At 46.3% G+C, this 15,163-nt stretch carries 17 protein-coding genes; 10 read left to right on the forward strand and 7 right to left on the reverse strand.

Annotated elements, in window-relative coordinates:
* Positions 1 to 68 precede the first annotated feature (68 nt).
* Positions 69 to 662, forward strand: coding sequence for a TasA family protein (locus ACLB09_RS22075; RefSeq protein WP_410772006.1), 594 nt, complete (start codon positions 69 to 71; stop codon positions 660 to 662).
* Between the two features lie 164 nt (positions 663 to 826).
* Entirely contained in the window at positions 827 to 1,162 is a 336-nt protein-coding gene (locus ACLB09_RS22080; protein WP_410772007.1) for a helix-turn-helix domain-containing protein, read from the forward strand.
* Positions 1,163 to 1,234: 72 nt separating this feature from the next.
* Here ACLB09_RS22080 and ACLB09_RS22085 read toward each other — a convergent pair whose 3' ends face one another.
* A complete protein-coding gene (locus ACLB09_RS22085) occupies positions 1,235 to 1,528 on the reverse strand; it encodes a YuiB family protein (protein WP_410772008.1) in 294 nt (97 codons plus the stop codon).
* Between the two features lie 221 nt (positions 1,529 to 1,749).
* Here ACLB09_RS22085 and hemQ point away from each other — a divergent pair, with 221 nt between their 5' ends.
* Positions 1,750 to 2,496, forward strand: coding sequence for a hydrogen peroxide-dependent heme synthase (gene hemQ, locus ACLB09_RS22090; RefSeq protein WP_410772009.1), 747 nt, complete (start codon positions 1,750 to 1,752; stop codon positions 2,494 to 2,496).
* A 118-nt stretch (positions 2,497 to 2,614) separates the two neighbouring features.
* On the opposite strand, the gene ACLB09_RS22095 is transcribed toward hemQ, so the two are convergent.
* Together ACLB09_RS22095 and ACLB09_RS22100 are read right to left on the reverse strand one after the other, a co-directional pair.
* Positions 2,615 to 2,863, reverse strand: a complete 249-nt coding sequence (locus tag ACLB09_RS22095) for a hypothetical protein (protein WP_410772010.1) — start codon at positions 2,861 to 2,863, stop codon at positions 2,615 to 2,617.
* A 1-nt stretch (position 2,864) separates the two neighbouring features.
* Entirely contained in the window at positions 2,865 to 4,058 is a 1,194-nt protein-coding gene (locus ACLB09_RS22100; RefSeq protein ID WP_410772011.1) for an NAD(P)/FAD-dependent oxidoreductase, read from the reverse strand.
* Positions 4,059 to 4,469: 411 nt separating this feature from the next.
* On the opposite strand from ACLB09_RS22100, the gene ACLB09_RS22105 reads away from it, so the two are divergent.
* A complete protein-coding gene (locus ACLB09_RS22105) occupies positions 4,470 to 5,471 on the forward strand; it encodes an NAD(P)/FAD-dependent oxidoreductase (protein WP_410772012.1) in 1,002 nt (333 codons plus the stop codon).
* Between the two features lie 357 nt (positions 5,472 to 5,828).
* On the opposite strand, the gene sda is transcribed toward ACLB09_RS22105, so the two are convergent.
* Together sda and ACLB09_RS22115 are read right to left on the reverse strand one after the other, a co-directional pair.
* Complete coding sequence (gene sda, locus ACLB09_RS22110) at positions 5,829 to 5,969, reverse strand: sporulation histidine kinase inhibitor Sda (protein WP_410772013.1); 141 nt, start codon at positions 5,967 to 5,969, stop codon at positions 5,829 to 5,831.
* 275 nt (positions 5,970 to 6,244) lie between these two features.
* Positions 6,245 to 6,910, reverse strand: a complete 666-nt coding sequence (locus ACLB09_RS22115; RefSeq protein WP_410772014.1) for a YheC/YheD family protein — start codon at positions 6,908 to 6,910, stop codon at positions 6,245 to 6,247.
* Positions 6,911 to 7,097: 187 nt separating this feature from the next.
* Between ACLB09_RS22115 and ACLB09_RS22120 the strand changes: the two genes are divergently transcribed.
* Both ACLB09_RS22120 and ACLB09_RS22125 read left to right on the forward strand, forming a co-directional pair.
* Positions 7,098 to 7,298: a hypothetical protein gene (locus ACLB09_RS22120; RefSeq protein WP_410772015.1), complete on the forward strand. Its 201-nt coding sequence runs from the start codon at positions 7,098 to 7,100 to the stop codon at positions 7,296 to 7,298.
* Positions 7,299 to 7,468: 170 nt separating this feature from the next.
* A complete protein-coding gene (locus tag ACLB09_RS22125) occupies positions 7,469 to 8,674 on the forward strand; it encodes an AI-2E family transporter (RefSeq protein WP_410772016.1) in 1,206 nt (401 codons plus the stop codon).
* Between the two features lie 67 nt (positions 8,675 to 8,741).
* Here the strand turns inward: ACLB09_RS22125 and ACLB09_RS22130 are convergent, their stop codons facing one another.
* Complete coding sequence (locus tag ACLB09_RS22130) at positions 8,742 to 10,232, reverse strand: alpha/beta hydrolase family protein (RefSeq protein ID WP_410772017.1); 1,491 nt, start codon at positions 10,230 to 10,232, stop codon at positions 8,742 to 8,744.
* A 401-nt stretch (positions 10,233 to 10,633) separates the two neighbouring features.
* Between ACLB09_RS22130 and ACLB09_RS22135 the strand changes: the two genes are divergently transcribed.
* Together ACLB09_RS22135 and ACLB09_RS22140 are read left to right on the forward strand one after the other, a co-directional pair.
* Entirely contained in the window at positions 10,634 to 11,197 is a 564-nt protein-coding gene (locus ACLB09_RS22135) for an RNA polymerase sigma factor (RefSeq protein ID WP_410772018.1), read from the forward strand.
* Positions 11,198 to 11,505: 308 nt separating this feature from the next.
* Positions 11,506 to 12,117: a hypothetical protein gene (locus tag ACLB09_RS22140; protein ID WP_410772019.1), complete on the forward strand. Its 612-nt coding sequence runs from the start codon at positions 11,506 to 11,508 to the stop codon at positions 12,115 to 12,117.
* A 243-nt stretch (positions 12,118 to 12,360) separates the two neighbouring features.
* Here the strand turns inward: ACLB09_RS22140 and ACLB09_RS22145 are convergent, their stop codons facing one another.
* On the reverse strand, positions 12,361 to 12,717 hold the full coding sequence (locus ACLB09_RS22145; RefSeq protein WP_410772020.1) for a HesB/IscA family protein: 357 nt from the start codon (positions 12,715 to 12,717) through the stop codon (positions 12,361 to 12,363).
* A gap of 197 nt (positions 12,718 to 12,914) precedes the next feature.
* On the opposite strand from ACLB09_RS22145, the gene mqnE reads away from it, so the two are divergent.
* Together mqnE and ACLB09_RS22155 are read left to right on the forward strand one after the other, a co-directional pair.
* A complete protein-coding gene (gene mqnE / locus ACLB09_RS22150) occupies positions 12,915 to 14,021 on the forward strand; it encodes an aminofutalosine synthase MqnE (protein ID WP_410772021.1) in 1,107 nt (368 codons plus the stop codon).
* Positions 14,022 to 14,080: 59 nt separating this feature from the next.
* Positions 14,081 to 15,148: an NAD(P)/FAD-dependent oxidoreductase gene (locus ACLB09_RS22155; RefSeq protein WP_410772022.1), complete on the forward strand. Its 1,068-nt coding sequence runs from the start codon at positions 14,081 to 14,083 to the stop codon at positions 15,146 to 15,148.
* The last annotated feature ends 15 nt before the right edge of the window (positions 15,149 to 15,163 follow it).

Below are 15,163 nucleotides of genomic sequence, written 5' to 3' on the forward strand. Positions count from 1 at the left end.
GTTGTTCTCCTTATGTTTTTCATAGGGATGCAATATAAAATTATTGAGAAATCGGGAGGAATTTGTTCATGGGAATCAAGAAAACTTTGGGCTTTGGCGTAATAACCGCAGCACTCGGCTTATCCTTGATCGGAGGAGGCACGTTCGCTTACTTTAGCGATTCCGTTGAAACCACCGGAACTTTTGCGGCGGGAACTCTGGATCTGAATGCCGATCCGACAGCCATTATTGACGTAGGCAATCTGAAGCCCGGAGATTATGCAGTCCGTACTTTTAAGCTGAAAAACAACGGCTCCCTGGACATCGGAAAAGTAAATCTGGGTACTTCTTATACGGTAACTAACCGTGCTGGCGCTCCCGCAAATACCGATGATTTCGGCAAACACATCAAAGTTAAATTTTTGACGAATCTCGATAAGGATGAAACCGTCATCTATGAAACTACATTATTCGCCCTGCAAAGCCTTTCCCCGGATGCGGTTGAAAACAAATGGCTGGACTGGTTTGAAGAGCGTGGCGGGCTTAGAGCCGGAAACTCAGACAATCTGATCGTGAAATTCGAATTCGTAGACAACAATGCGGACCAGAACCAATTCCAAGGCGATTCCCTGAATCTCAAATGGACTTTCACAGCTAAACAAGGCAACGGCGAAGCAAGATAAGCATAACATTCGGCTTCACTGCCTTAGTAAGAACACCGTAATCCCCGCTTGCCGGCGGCTTGCAGTGTTCTTTTCTTTTCCGGGATGTGGCCTTTCGCCTTTGTCCAATACTGCATATTTTGATATAATGGCTTCAAATATTCGTATAGAAGGGCGACGGCTACATGGCAGATCATATTGGGGAACGCATCCGGAAAATCAGGCAGGATCGTGGCTATTCCTTGTCAGAGCTAGCCGAGACGGCGGAAGTCGCCAAGTCTTATTTGAGCAATGTTGAGCGTGGCATCCAATCCAATCCTTCAATCTCATTCCTGCAAAAAATGGCCGATGCCCTGAACGTTTCGATCAACTTGCTGCTATATGGAGACCGTCCTTCAGACCCCATGCTCGACCCGGAATGGTCGCTGCTGGTGCAGGAAGCCATGTCCTCCGGCATAAGCAAAAAGGAATTCCGGGATTTCCTGGAATATCAAAAATGGAAACTGGGGCAAAAAGAATGAGCGGCTCCAACACGACAAGCCCCGGGCGGCAAGGCCCGAGGCTTTTCTTCATTTTCCGATTCATCCATGTAACTAAAACATTTTATATCCGCCAATCCGCAGTTTTCGAATCGTCCAGCCGCTTAAAACGGCCCCTGCAAGCCCGGCAAGCGCGGTCAGATAGTCCACCACCCGGAAGGAGGCCAGATAGGCGCCGAAGCCTTGGTCATGGTCCCACAAGCTGTACACGACGATCGGCAAGATGACGATAATAAAAATGTAAGCGGGAAACCAGGTTGTTTTCATTAGCATATTAAGAATAAATCCGATGCCGAACATCATGACAAAAAACAAAACCATCAGCACCAAAACGATGAGCCATCCCACCCATGTTCCCACCCTTCATTAGTCACACTATAATTAATATCACAAGATCAAGAACTAGTAGATAGTTTACTAAAAAAAATGTTGCGAATCAATGAACTTTCCTCAAAAACAGGGGGATTCCGTTTGCTCCTTTGCGGAACGTTAGGATACAATAAGAGAAGCGCATCCGTTTTTACTGACAAGAATGAATACAACACTGACTATTTAGGAGTGATTCATAAATGAACGAAGCTGCATTAACTCTGGAAGGCTGGTATGCCCTGCATGATTTCCGGTCCATCAACTGGACGGCCTGGAAAGCTGCGGACGACGAGGAGCGCGCGGGCGCTTTGGAGGAGTTACATAACTTTCTGCAGGAATGGCATGGCGACGAGCAAAGCGGCAAAGGCAGCACCGCCGTCTACTCCATTGTAGGCCAAAAAGCCGATTTTGTGTTCATGCATCTGCGCGAAACCCTTGAAGAATTAAACGCATTGGAGAATGCCTTCAACAAAACGACATTCGCCCAATATACAACCAAAGCCTATTCCTACGTCAGCATCGTGGAACTAAGCAATTACATGGCCTCCGGCGACGGCGACCCGAAAGCGAACCCGGAAGTGATGGCGCGTTTGCAGCCGATCTTGCCGAAATCGAAATATATTTGCTTCTACCCGATGAACAAAAAGCGCGATTTGAACGACAACTGGTACATGCTGTCGATGGAAGAACGCCGGGGAATGATGCGCAGCCATGGCATGATCGGCCGCGGCTATGCCGGCAAGGTGAAGCAGATCATTACCGGCTCCGTCGGACTGGACGACTGGGAATGGGGCGTCACTCTTTTCTCCGACGATGCCTTGCAGTTCAAGAAGCTCGTCTATGAGATGCGTTTCGATGAAGTCAGCGCCCGGTTCGGGGAATTCGGTTCCTTCTACGTCGGGAACCTGCTGAATGAGCAGTTGTTTGAGGACATGCTTAAATTATAATCCCGCAGTATAGCCGCCCGTGTGAAACGGGCGGTTTTTCCATTCAATCTTCAATTATCAAACAAAAAAAGACCTCCCGGCTAACCGGGCGATCTTTATTTACATCCGCTATCCGTTGTTATTCTTCATCCTGCTGCTCACGCAGCGACTCCAGAAACTCCGCCGTAGCGCGGTCGCGATCCCGGCTCTTTTCCTTCAGACGCTCAATGGCCGGAAGAATCAGGATATCGACTTCCTTTTGTACGGTATAGGCCAGATCGTACTGTTGCTGCGATTCCAAATAAGAACCGACCTCCATCAGAGCGTTATACCGGTCCAGTTCCTCTCTCGTCAACAACCCCCGGACTTGCACGCTGCAGTGCCTCATCTTACAGGAATCTGCCTTTTTTCAGGACGAGTGGAATCCCGCCGATGATAAACAGGTAACGCATATCTACAAGCTTCTTGATCTGAGCGGCCACCCAGCCTTTATACTTCTTGCCGAAGGCAGATGCTATCGCTTCGCCCTTGCCCAAGGAAGCTACGGTTCCTTTGTTGCTGTAAACGAATTTCTTGAGCTCCTTCACGCGGATGGAAGCCACCACGTTTTGCGCGCAGACTACGCCTTGCTGCATGGCGATTTGCGCGGTCGGCGGATAAGGCCGGCCTTCCGGATTAAACATCAGCGAGTTGTCCCCGATGATGAACACATGATCATGACCCGGCGCGCGCAGATAATCATCGATTTTCACCCGGCCTCTGGCCGTTTCAAATCCTGCCGCTTCAATCAGACGATTCCCGCGGATCCCGCCGGTCCATACGACGGTAGCGGATTTGATCTCTTCACCGGTAGCCAGCAATACCCCGTCAGGAGTGCATTCCTTGATAGCTACTCCGATTTTGAATTGTACGCCTTTCTTGGTCAAGACATTCATCGCATATTCGACCAGTTCCGGATCGAAGCCGGGAAGGGCCGTCGGAGCAGCTTCTACATTATATACGTTCACCAGGCTAGGGTCGACATCATACTCCTTGCAGAGCTGGGGAATCCGGTCGGCCAGTTCCGCAACGAACTCGATACCGCTGAAGCCTGCGCCGCCCACAACAAAATTCAGGCGGTCCGTACGGCTCTCGTCCGCTTTGTACAGCGCAAATTGATATTCGATATGCTGACGGATCAAGCGCACCGAATTGATGCTCCGGATCGTCATCGCATACTCAGACAACCCCGGAATGCCGAACGATTCAGGTTCGCCGCCAAGCGCGATGATGAGATAATCGTAAGACAGTGTCCCGTCTTGGAGAACCACTTTTTTATCCGAAAGACGAATCTCCTGGACATTCGATTTCACAAGGTCGATTTTGAATTCATCGATCAATTTGGAGATCGGAACGCGCGTATGTTCTATGGAATCGGTTCCGGCCGCCGGCATATGCAGATGCGTGGTGAAATAATGATAATCGTGCCGGTTCACCAGGGTAACGTCAGCTTCATTGTAATTCAATTCTTTTTGCAGACGCTGTGCAGTCAAAATACCGCCATATCCCGCTCCAAGAATGACGATTTTAGGTATGGTACTCATCAGGCTTGTTCTCCTTCCGGGGGTTGAAGCTCTATATTTTATATAAAAACCAAAAACTTCAATGTGAAAATAAACACATAAAAAAATAGTCTCTGGTAAATTAACGCTTTCATTGTGCGACATTTGTCACAATTATTTTAAACTGTTCCAGAATAATTATCAAAAATAATACACAGTATTTTCATAAATGTACTCTTTTCGTCACAAATAAGTGTACATACATTTGAATAATATCGGCTTTTGTATAAAAGATCAAGTCTTATTTTACGCTGATTTCCGCGGTTTTGCAGGCTTTTCTGACGATAAATTCGACAATATTTGGTCTGCTTTGCAAGGTCGATATGGGACAGATATAATAAAGTAGAAATGACAATATAAAGATTGATGAAAATCATCCGGAGGTGTTTGCTTGTGTCATCCCAACATGGAAGCGGCGAATTTACCGACCTGCTCATAATCGGAGGCGGGCCTGCAGGCATGTTTGCTGCTTTTTACGGCGGTATGCGAAAAGCATCCGTCAAATTGATCGAAAGTATGCCTCAGCTGGGAGGGCAAGTTGCCGCCCTATATCCTGAGAAATATATTTACGATATCGCCGGTTTCCCTAAAATTACCGGCCAGGAACTGGTCAACAATTTGAACGAACAGATCAAATTGTTTAATCCGGATATTCGCCTGGAAGAAAAAGTACTGCAAATCGAAAAGAAAGAGGACCGTCATTTTGTCGTTACCACCGATAAGGACATCCATCATGCCCGTGCCCTAATCATTACAGCAGGGGTAGGCGCATTCGAGCCGCGTCGTCTGGAACTGGAAAACGCCGCTCAATTCGAGAAGAGCAATCTTCATTATTTCGTCAGCGACCTGAGCAAATTCCAAGGCCGCCGCGTTCTGATCAGCGGAGGTGGGGACTCCGCCGTAGATTGGGCGCTCATGCTTGAGCCGATCGCGGAACAAGTTACGCTGATCCACCGCCGCGACAAGTTCCGCGCTCATGAACACAGCGTGGAGAATTTGATGGCTTCGAGCGTGCAGGTAATTACTCCTACGGAAATTACGGCATTGCACGGAGAAGACAAAATTGAACGCGTTACGCTGACTCACACCAAAAATCAGGAAACGCAGGAGATCGAAGTCGATGACGTTATCGTCAACTTCGGGTTTGTGTCTTCGCTCGGACCGATCTCGGAATGGGGCCTTGAGATACAATCGAATGCCATCGTGGTAGACTCCCGTATGGAAAGCTCGATTCCGGGAATCTTCGCTGCAGGGGATATCACTACTTATCCAGGCAAGCTTGATCTGATCGCCGTCGGCTTCGGGGAAGCGCCTACGGCCGTTAACAATGCGAAGGTGTATATTGATCCGGATGCCAAATTATCGCCGGGACACAGCAGCAGTTTGAAACTCTAGTTACATGAGTTGAAACAAAAAGGGGTATCTTAACTTTACGCAGGAAAAACTTGCTGTAAAGGAGAGATACCCTTTGTCTTATATTTGCCCCTTGTGCAACGGATTAGCACCGTTAGCGGCAACCTGTCCCGATTGTGGTTATCTTCTGGAAAACGCCGGAACAAAAGAGGATTACGCAGGACCTTACAGCCCTTACGGCTCTGCAGACCAGTATACCTCGGCATACTCCGTTCATGCTCCTTCCGGTTGCGAACATGTTGTGCAGTGTCCTCATTGCCATGAAGCTTATATTTATCATGTCAACGCTTGGAAAGCGCCTTGACGTCAGCTTGTCCATTATCATTACACACGTTTTCTTTAGTGCAATACGGGTTGATCGCTCATCAGATCGCGTCTATGGATCTCTGCCAACAGCAGTGCGATGAACTCCCGGTCCAATTGCAGCATCGTAGCCATATGATAGGATTCAAGCAGCATCTCGTCTGTCAACATCGCCATTGATAACACATCCCTTCTATATTTTTCCTAATCATATCAAGAAACTTCTTGCAGAACAAGCGTTCCTGTTATCCACAAATGGCTGTGGAAATCCTGTGAATAACTTGTTAGTAATAAAGCTCGTTCATTGTAGAATAAGATAGGATAATGTGGATAAAAGTTATTCACAGGGTATTTCCAGCCCTATTTCCGACCAAAATTTTTTTTATTTTTGTAAAATACAAAGTCATAATTCATTAACCTGTAAAAGTTTGCTATAAACCATTGCGTTCAAATTATTGCGGCCGGGTATTCACTTCAAATATCCACAGCTTGCCTCTTGCATCAATCCCGTAATCAAATCCCAATTGGTCTATGCCCGGAAAAGCGGATTCAAGAATCCCGATGCATGTATTCGTGATGTTACGCATCTCCTGGCGTTTTTTGCCCGCCGCTCCTTTTTGCCGGAGAGAAAGACCAAGCCCCTGTCTGGCGCTCAATTGGGTTCCTCCCTTGCACAAATTCGTGACAAACAACCCGGGACGGGCCAATCTCCCTACCATCGCACGGTATGCCCAAGTCCCGCCTTGCTTTACTACCTTCACGCGGTAGTCAATCGGACGCCCGCCGATCCTGGCAAGATGGATTCCTTGCTGTATCATATATTTCCGGCCAACTTTCACCCGATTTAACGCATGAAACATGGCATCGAAGCTGTTAAACACTCTTTGTGAAGACATATACGTAAAAGAATACTGCCCTCTGGAGCGAGTTACTTTAATAACCCCGTAACCGCCACCGCCCTTAAGCGGCTTAATGACTACCATTCCAAACTGATTCAGCATGCTTTTTAACGACTCTGCACTGTACATTCGGGTATGCGGTATGTGGGCGGCCACGTACGCGTTTCTCAGTAGCGCTTCCGTTTTCAGCCATTTGTTGGCCAGTTGTCTTCCCGCCATGAGACCATCCCCTTTCGGTTATACGTTAATCATACTCAAACGGAGTCAAGTGTTCTTGTATGTTTGTCCGAGGCGGAAGCCTGTTTTCCCGGCAGCGATTTCTATGCAAAATGTAAAAATTAAAGTATAGTAGGGGCTAACGAGGCGTAAAGACGAAAGAGAATCCTTAAGTGCAATGGAGGAAGCGATGGACAAATTATTTGAAGTTCTTTATTGGTTTGCCATGATCGCCATGTCGCTCGTGCTGGCCGCGATCACGGTCCTGCTGTTTGTTACGGGATTCCGTTTTATGAAGGGAACCCGCAAAGGCCTGGGTGCCGGATGCATCCTGTTTTCTCTGGTTGCCGCGTTCATGGTAGCGTTTATGGTGGAGAAGCAGTTTTTTTAATAACCGGGCATTGAAGCGGGATTCATATTCCTTCGAAAGGCGAAGCGATATGAATCCTTTATATTTTTCATTGCGTTTTTCAAAAAACTATGAAACCAAATCATTTTTTTGCGTAATACTATATTATGACTTTATGACTTAATACCACCCGACAGGAGGATTTTGCTTTCATGGGAAGCGCGCAACTATGGAGTGAACGTTTCAAAAGATTTTTTCTCGGCAACCGGTTTGTCCTGTTTCTGCTGATTTTGCTGCTCATCGGGCTTAACGTCCTGGTGCTGGACAAAGTCTCGTTTGTATTCAAACCGTTAACTGTACTGCTAAAAACCGTGCTGCTTCCGATCTTGCTGACCGGCGCGATTTATTATTTGCTGAACCCTCTCGTGGATTGGCTGGAGCGCAAAGGAATTCCCCGCGTCTATACCATCGTTGCCCTTTACCTATTAATCGTAGGAATCATTACGGTGGTCATCATTTCCGTAGTGCCGATCGTTCAGAAACAGATTACCGACCTGATCGACAATTTTCCGAAATATAGTTATGAAGTGCAAGTGCAATTCGAAAAGCTCATCGGCAGCAATTTCTTTCATCAGGTTCAGGAATCGACCGGCTTTAATCCGACCAAAGTGGGGGAAACGATTTCCCAGCAAGCCACTACGATTCTGGATAACGCCTGGTCGGGGATCGGCGGATTCCTGGGTGCTTTGAAGGACTTCGTGCTCGCGATCATTACCGTTCCGTTCATTCTGTTCTATTTGCTGAAGGACGGCAAAAAGCTTCCTGCCTTCATTTTGAGATACGTCCCCGTAAAATTCCGGAACCAGACTCACCGGGTAATGTCGGAAATGAACGGACAAATCAGCTCTTATATCCGCGGTCAGATTATCGTCAGTTTCTGCATCGGGATATTGCTGTACATCGGATTTTTGATTATCGGCATGGATTATTCCCTGGTTCTGGCGATCATCGCTTCGTTTACCAGCATCGTTCCTTATCTGGGTCCGGCCATCGCCATTACGCCGGCACTCATTATTGCGATCGTAACCTCGCCATTCATGCTGCTTAAGCTGATCATCGTCTGGACCGTGGTGCAATTGATCGAAGGCAAATTCATTTCGCCTCAAATTATGGGTAAATCCTTGAGAATTCACCCGATCACGATCATTTTTGTGATTCTGACCGCAGGTAATTTGTTCGGCGTGCTGGGAATTATTTTGGCGGTGCCCGGATATGCCGTGCTCAAAGTGGTGGTCAACCATCTGTTCAAGTGGTTTGAGATGCGATCTCATTTATACGAGCCGGAAGAAAAGGATCCGGGGCTTCCTCCCGATGTGGAAGTTACCGTCAAAGTTTCGAATCCGGAGCAGGGTCAATAAAGAAATCCAAAAAGGCTGTCCCGTAAGGTCCATCGACCTTCGCGAGACAGCCTTTTTTACGCGGGTATCATTCTGCCGGTTTAAATTCCAAGTCCCTCTTCACTTCGGGATAGGCATCGATGATGTCTTGGTTCAATAGCGCAGACTTTTTACCTTTTAAATAAGTATCAAAGAAATCCAGAACATAAGAGTTCACGATCTCGGCTCCCCTGCCTCCCTTTAGCGTTCCTGTCATCCCGGTCAGCGATACCAGAGGGGAATAGAGGGGAAGATCGGTAAAATCATAATGCTCGCTACCCTCGATGTATAAAAAATGCCCCTGATGTTCTTGGGCGCTTCCGATAATGGACTTTTCATTATTGATGATTTCTTGCATTGCTTGCCGTTCGGCTCCGTCCATTCCCACGCCTTGAACGAAGTTTTTGAATGCCCCCGATTCCATGAACAAAAAGGGTTTCGTCATGATATGATCTTCGTCAAAGCGATCAAAGTTCGTCCCGTCCATATTGATACCGGCTTTGATCTTGTCGCGTGTCGCCGTAAGGTGATAGGCCGTAGCCCCTCCGAAAGAATGGCCCATGACCCCGATCTTGCTTACATCCATCGTCCCCTTAAATCGGCTGGAATTCTCCCCTTGATGGAGTCGCTCCAGGCAGGCAATCACAAAATCGACGTCTGCGGCCCAAGTTTCACCGAGTTCTTTCCCCGAATTCAAAAAATCGTCTCCGTTCATCTCGGCTTGAAACCCGGTGACCTGCCCCTCCGGGAACACCGTAGCTACCGTGCTGTAGGTATGATCGATTGCCGCAACGATATAACCTTGGCTCGCCAGGTGTTCCGCCTGCGAGGTGTGAAGCATCCTCGTCGTGCCCTGGCCATGGTTGATCAGAATGACCGGGAACGGCGCCTTACCGGACGCGATCGCCGCTTTTTCATAACTGTTGCTACGAAGGTACTTCCAGTATTTTAGCGTAAAGTCGGGCAGGCCCATTTCAGCCGCATAGGCATTCAAATAAGGTTCAGCCATTCCGGTAGCTCCCGCTAACGGCAGCAGCATGGCAGTCTCTTGCTCTCGCTTGGCCGATGATTCCGCCGGATACCAAATCGTTACCATTAACTTTCTATGATCATCAGGATCATCGCTGCTTGGCTCCGGCCTGTCGGAGTCCACGAACCGGAAAGTCTCGGTCCCAACGGCATATATCCCGTCCGGTTCAGGAAGCAGGAACACGGGAAGCAATACGGCCAGTGCCGCAGAAGCCAGGATGCCGGCGCACGATACCGCAAGCAGCAGAGCCTTCCCCGCTTTTCTCCAACGATTCCCTTTCGGCAGCGTCCCCGACCGTCTCGTCGCAACCGCTAATAATAGAAGCCCGAAAGAGAAATAGGCCGGAACAAACTGCCATCGATAACCCTCTACAAGCCATTGGGCCGCAAGAACGATAACGCACATAACTGTAACGCTCCAGCCAATTTTTCGGTCAAACCGCCGTGCAAACATGACAGCCAACCAGAGTAAGACAATCCCCGCAAACAAAACAATTTCTAAAGGCCTCACCGTATCCCTCCAAAATATACAATTTTATATTTACTACTATCGTATATCCAAAAGGTTAAGATAGAAGGCGCGCCGGTTTAAAATCGGCTTAATTTTTGCGAAAGCAGGCAGGAAATGCAAAAGCCTTCCCATTATCAAAACTCGTACAGTGATGTCTCATATCATTGCTTCTTTACTTCTTAAAACTATGACCTGATGGCTATACCATAAGTAGTAATAATAATTGAGTGTTCATTTCATAGTCGAATTGCTATAGCAAGTGACTTATTAGATTTATAAAAAAATTTTGTTTGGATCATATGTTTACTGCATAATATTAATCACTTTTCAAAACTACAAATTTAGAATATACTGGAAAAAAAGGATATTTAATAGATTTTTTTGACCGAGGAGGGTTAACATTGAACCGCTCTTTAATGTTATTAACTTCCCCCAATTTTACTGACCTCGATCTTAATATACAACGGGAAGTTTACGAGGAGTTCTGCAGAATTGGTTATCCTATTATTTATAAGATAATAAAAGATCATTCAGTTACTGAAGATATAATTCAAGATTCATTCTTAAAAGCAGTAAGAAATATACCTTCTGTCACAAGTGAGTATCAATTAATAAACTGGGTGAAAACTGTTGTTCGAAGCACTACATATAACTATATTGGAAAAAAAAGTCATATAGTTATAGATATAGACAATACATTACTTGATAACAATATAATTTTTGCTACTGACATTAACTCGGTTGTAAACGAGGTAGAATTAAAGATACTTTCAGAAACAATAGGCAAGTACTTACATGACCTTAAGCCAGAATATCAACATTTAATTGAATTACGCTGGAAGCAGGAGATGACATATAGAGAAATAGCGGTAGCAATAGGAGTAAGTGAAGAAGTAGTTAAACAAAAACTTTACTATGCACGTAGGTCAATTAAGAAACGTTTCATCGAAGGGTGGGATAATTAATCATGCATTATAAAAATCCTTCCAGAAAAAAAAGAATCATACAACCAAACTGGCAATTTATGTGTTCTATATTAATGTACAGGAAAAAAAATACAATGGAGGTGATTTGTAGAATTTTAAGCACTACCGTATCAATGGACAGGTAATAAGTAGAGAGAAATTGACTGCTGATTACACTTATGATAAATATAGCGATCAACAAAAAGTGAGTTAAGTTTTAATAAGATAGATACTTGGACTTAAAATGCATTTTTTCTATTTAGATGCATTTTAAGTCTTTTGCTTAAGAAATTTCAACGGAGGTAACGATGAAAAAAGCTATATTTATTTTACTGTTAATATTCATTTCAGGATGCTCAAGTACTTTACAGAGGGATACAAATGAATCTAACAATAAAGAAGTTACAAACAAAAACTCAACGGAAATTGTTCAGCCTTTAGTAACAAATGAGGTACTCACCCCTTCTCAAGATATCCAATATTCTGATAAGGATATTGAAAAGATCTTCTTACCTCCTAATTTTATTGTAAAGAAATTTGATATTGTTCACAAAGAAAAGAAAATTGAATTTTCTATGGATTACATTTTCAATGAAAAATTATATGCGATATTGAATAGTGGAATTACATATTCATTTGTTATTGTGTATCCCGAGCCCGTTCAAAGTATATTAAATAAAAAGAATTCTGAAATAATTCCTGGTAAAATAAGTTCCGATGGCCGTTTAAACTATAGTTTGTCTTTTAGCGAAGTAATCGATGCTGAAATTAGTGAAAAACAATTTAAAACTATGCAAGATAATATGGAGTATCAACTTCACGTTCTCAATTCAAAAGACGAAGTTTTTCAGATATTCCCAACCTTTAGATATATGGTTGATTATGAAGAAGGAAAATCAGATGATTTATTTTACAAATAAAAAAAAGACTATTAAACGGTGCAAACAGCGTTTAATAGTCTTTTTTTAAATTTATAGAACTGTGTAAGTCCCTTAATCACATTCTCACTAACATAAAAAAACGAACAATGTCACTAATCGACACATCTAATATTTTGTCGTTCACGACCTATGTTCCCTCAAACCACCATATTTGGCTTCCGTATCGGTTCCGTCCAGATCAACGGAAGAAAAACCGTGCAACCTACACCACTACAGCATTTCTCAGTCGCAAACTTCCGGGCGCCCTTCTTCGTCCCGCATGCGGAACGACTGGCCGCAGCCGCAGGACGCGATCGCGTTCGGGTTGTTGATCGTGAAGCCGCCGGACATGCCGGATTCCTGGAAGTCGATTTCAAGGCCGTTCAGATAACGGACGCTTTCTTTGCCGACCACGACCTTAATGCCTTTAATGTCCAGGTAAACGTCGCCTTCGCCTTCCTGATCGTCCAGTCCCATACTATATGAAAAGCCGCTGCATCCGCCGGGATTTACCCCGAGGCGAAGAAACATATCCGGCGTTTCCTCTCCGGCAATCATGTCCTTTATCCGCTGTGCGGCACTATCAGAGATTTCAATCATCGTTACCCCTCCTTATATTCAAAGTATACTCCACATCTCCCATCCTCTCAAGCGAGTGTGATTTTTATTGTAGCGCCTTCCGAATCCGCTTGTTCCATGTGTTGTCCCTTTTCAAATGGAGGTTTATAATAGGAAAGTGGTTTAATCTGTCTATAATAATGTATCCGATGGATCATCCAGGAAACGGAGGTTTTGTCATGTTTACAACAGTATCACCGAACACCGACCAAAGAATGAGCGAAATTGTGGAAAAAGTAAGGCAAGGTGAACGTTTAACCCTCGAAGACGGGGTATATCTATATGAGAGCGACGATTTGTTGACCATTGGTCAGTTGGCGAATGAAGTAAACTTGCGGAAAAACGGAAAAAAAGTTTATTTCATCGAAAACATGAGCCTGTATTTCACTAACATTTGCGAATCACACTGCGCTTTCTGTAATTTCCGCAAGGATCAGGGCGAAGAAGGCTCTTACACCTTATCCGGTGATGAAATGGTGGCTTATGTGGAGAAACATATTACTCCAGGCGTACGTGAATTCCACATCGTCGGCGGTCACAACCAGCACGTTCCTTTCCAATACTATGTCGACTCGCTCAAAGCGCTCAACGAGCGGTTTCCCGACATTACGCTCAAAGCGTACACGGCGGCGGAAATCGAATTTTTCACGCGGATCAGCGGTCTCAGCACGAAGGAAGTCCTGACGGAGCTGCAAAAGGCCGGCCTGAAATCGTTGACCGGGGGCGGAGCCGAAATTTTGTCCGATCAATACCGGGAGAAAATGAAAGTGGAAAAGGCAAACGTGGACCAGTACCTCGACGTGCACCGTACCGCCCATAAACTGGGGATGAAGACGCACACGACGATGCTTTACGGTTCGATCGAATCCCACGAGGACCGGATCCGGCATATGATCCAGATCCGCGAGCTTCAGGACGAAACCGGCGGATTCATGGTATTCATCCCGCTTTCCATGCAGCCGCGCAATAAAAACGCGGGAATCATGCGGAGAAATTCAGCCTATGAAGATCTCAAAACAATCGCCATCAGCCGGCTGATGCTGGACAATATCCAGCACATTAAAGCCTACTTTATCAATATCGGCGTTCAGTTGACCCAGGTCGCACTGACCTTCGGCGCCTCCGATGTGCACGGCACGATTTTGAAGGAACAGATCAGCCACGCGGCCGGAGCGCTCACCCCGGACGGATTAACCCGGAAAGAGTTGATTTGGCTCGTAAAAGGCGCCGGACGCACTCCGGTGGAAAGAGACACCTTCTACAACGAAATCCAGATTTATGAATAACGCATTCGGGTGACAGTGAAGAGCAATAACCAACCCCCGGCAGAAGGGAATACGATGAGATGAAACAATTCGTTATTCTGGGTGGAGGCTATGGCGGAACCACCATTATTCATGAACTTTTTAAGGGGCATATTCCCGCGGATATTCAAATTACGTTGGTGGACCGGATGCCTTTCCAAAGCTTAAAGACCGAATACTATGCTTTGGCGGCCGGAACGGCGTCCGATCACGAGCTCCGGGTTCCCTTTCCTCATTACAGCGGTCTGAGCATCAAGTACGGAGAGGCCGTATCACTGGATTTGGAGAACCGGAGGATCCACTTTTCGGAGTTAGGCGAATCCCCGCTTGAATACGATCAGCTTGTCATTGCTCTGGGCTGTACCGATAATTATCACAATGTCCCCGGCGCGAAGGAGTTTTCATGCAGTATCCAGTCCTTCTCGGCGGTGCGCAACACTTATATGAATCTGAACAATGCCAAGCCGTACAGTAAAATCAATATCGTCGGCGGCGGACTCAGCGGGGTGGAGATTGCCGCCGAACTGCGCGAAAGCCGCCCTGATTTGAATATTTCCCTGATCGACCGCGGTTCGCGTCTTTTGTCGGCTTTTCCGCCAAAAGTATCGACCTATGTCGCGAAATGGTTCCATGAACACGAAGTGGAGACGCTGTCCCATATTTCGATTCATGCGCTGGAACCGGGAGTGATCCATCATGAAGCCGGAGATCTGTTGTCGGATGTCACCGTATGGACCGCCGGTATCCGGCCCGTGGAGCTTGTGCAAAATCTGAACGTACCAAAAGACCGCCAGGGCCGTGTCCTGCTTGGAGAACACTACCAAATACCGGACTACCCCGAAGTCTTTGTTTGCGGCGACTGTGCCAGTCTTCCATTTGCCCCAAGCGCTCAAGCCGCCGAAGGCCAAGGTCATCAGATCGCTCAAATTGTGTCGGCCGGATGGCGCGGCGAAGCGCCGAAGCTTCAGCCCATCAAGCTGAAAGGCACCCTCGGTTCGCTCGGCAAAAAAGCCGGATTCGGCTTAATGGGCAAAGCCCAGGTTACGGGACGAGTGCCGCGTCTGCTAAAGAGCGGCGTACTGTGGCTGTCCAAGCACCATCTTGGCTAACGGCGACAGGATTAT

Origin of the sequence: Fontibacillus forbon, from assembly GCF_046559655.1 — a bacterium.
In the GTDB taxonomy this organism is placed as follows: Bacteria; Bacillota; Bacilli; order Paenibacillales; family Paenibacillaceae; genus Fontibacillus.

Excerpts from the sequence above, each read along its gene's own strand:
- ACLB09_RS22125 (WP_410772016.1), top strand. The coding sequence starts at position 7,469 with ATGGGAAGCGCGCAACTATGGAGTGAACGTTTCAAAAGATTTTTTCTC.
- hemQ (WP_410772009.1), top strand. The coding sequence starts at position 1,750 with ATGAACGAAGCTGCATTAACTCTGGAAGGCTGGTATGCCCTGCATGAT.
- ACLB09_RS22080 (WP_410772007.1), top strand. The coding sequence starts at position 827 with ATGGCAGATCATATTGGGGAACGCATCCGGAAAATCAGGCAGGATCGT.
- ACLB09_RS22145 (WP_410772020.1), bottom strand. The coding sequence starts at position 12,717 with ATGATTGAAATCTCTGATAGTGCCGCACAGCGGATAAAGGACATGATT.
- ACLB09_RS22100 (WP_410772011.1), bottom strand. The coding sequence starts at position 4,058 with ATGAGTACCATACCTAAAATCGTCATTCTTGGAGCGGGATATGGCGGT.
- ACLB09_RS22075 (WP_410772006.1), top strand. The coding sequence starts at position 69 with ATGGGAATCAAGAAAACTTTGGGCTTTGGCGTAATAACCGCAGCACTC.
- ACLB09_RS22120 (WP_410772015.1), top strand. The coding sequence starts at position 7,098 with ATGGACAAATTATTTGAAGTTCTTTATTGGTTTGCCATGATCGCCATG.
- ACLB09_RS22140 (WP_410772019.1), top strand. The coding sequence starts at position 11,506 with ATGAAAAAAGCTATATTTATTTTACTGTTAATATTCATTTCAGGATGC.
- ACLB09_RS22115 (WP_410772014.1), bottom strand. The coding sequence starts at position 6,910 with ATGGCGGGAAGACAACTGGCCAACAAATGGCTGAAAACGGAAGCGCTA.
- mqnE (WP_410772021.1), top strand. The coding sequence starts at position 12,915 with ATGTTTACAACAGTATCACCGAACACCGACCAAAGAATGAGCGAAATT.
- ACLB09_RS22155 (WP_410772022.1), top strand. The coding sequence starts at position 14,081 with ATGAAACAATTCGTTATTCTGGGTGGAGGCTATGGCGGAACCACCATT.
- ACLB09_RS22095 (WP_410772010.1), bottom strand. The coding sequence starts at position 2,863 with ATGAGGCACTGCAGCGTGCAAGTCCGGGGGTTGTTGACGAGAGAGGAA.
- sda (WP_410772013.1), bottom strand. The coding sequence starts at position 5,969 with ATGGCGATGTTGACAGACGAGATGCTGCTTGAATCCTATCATATGGCT.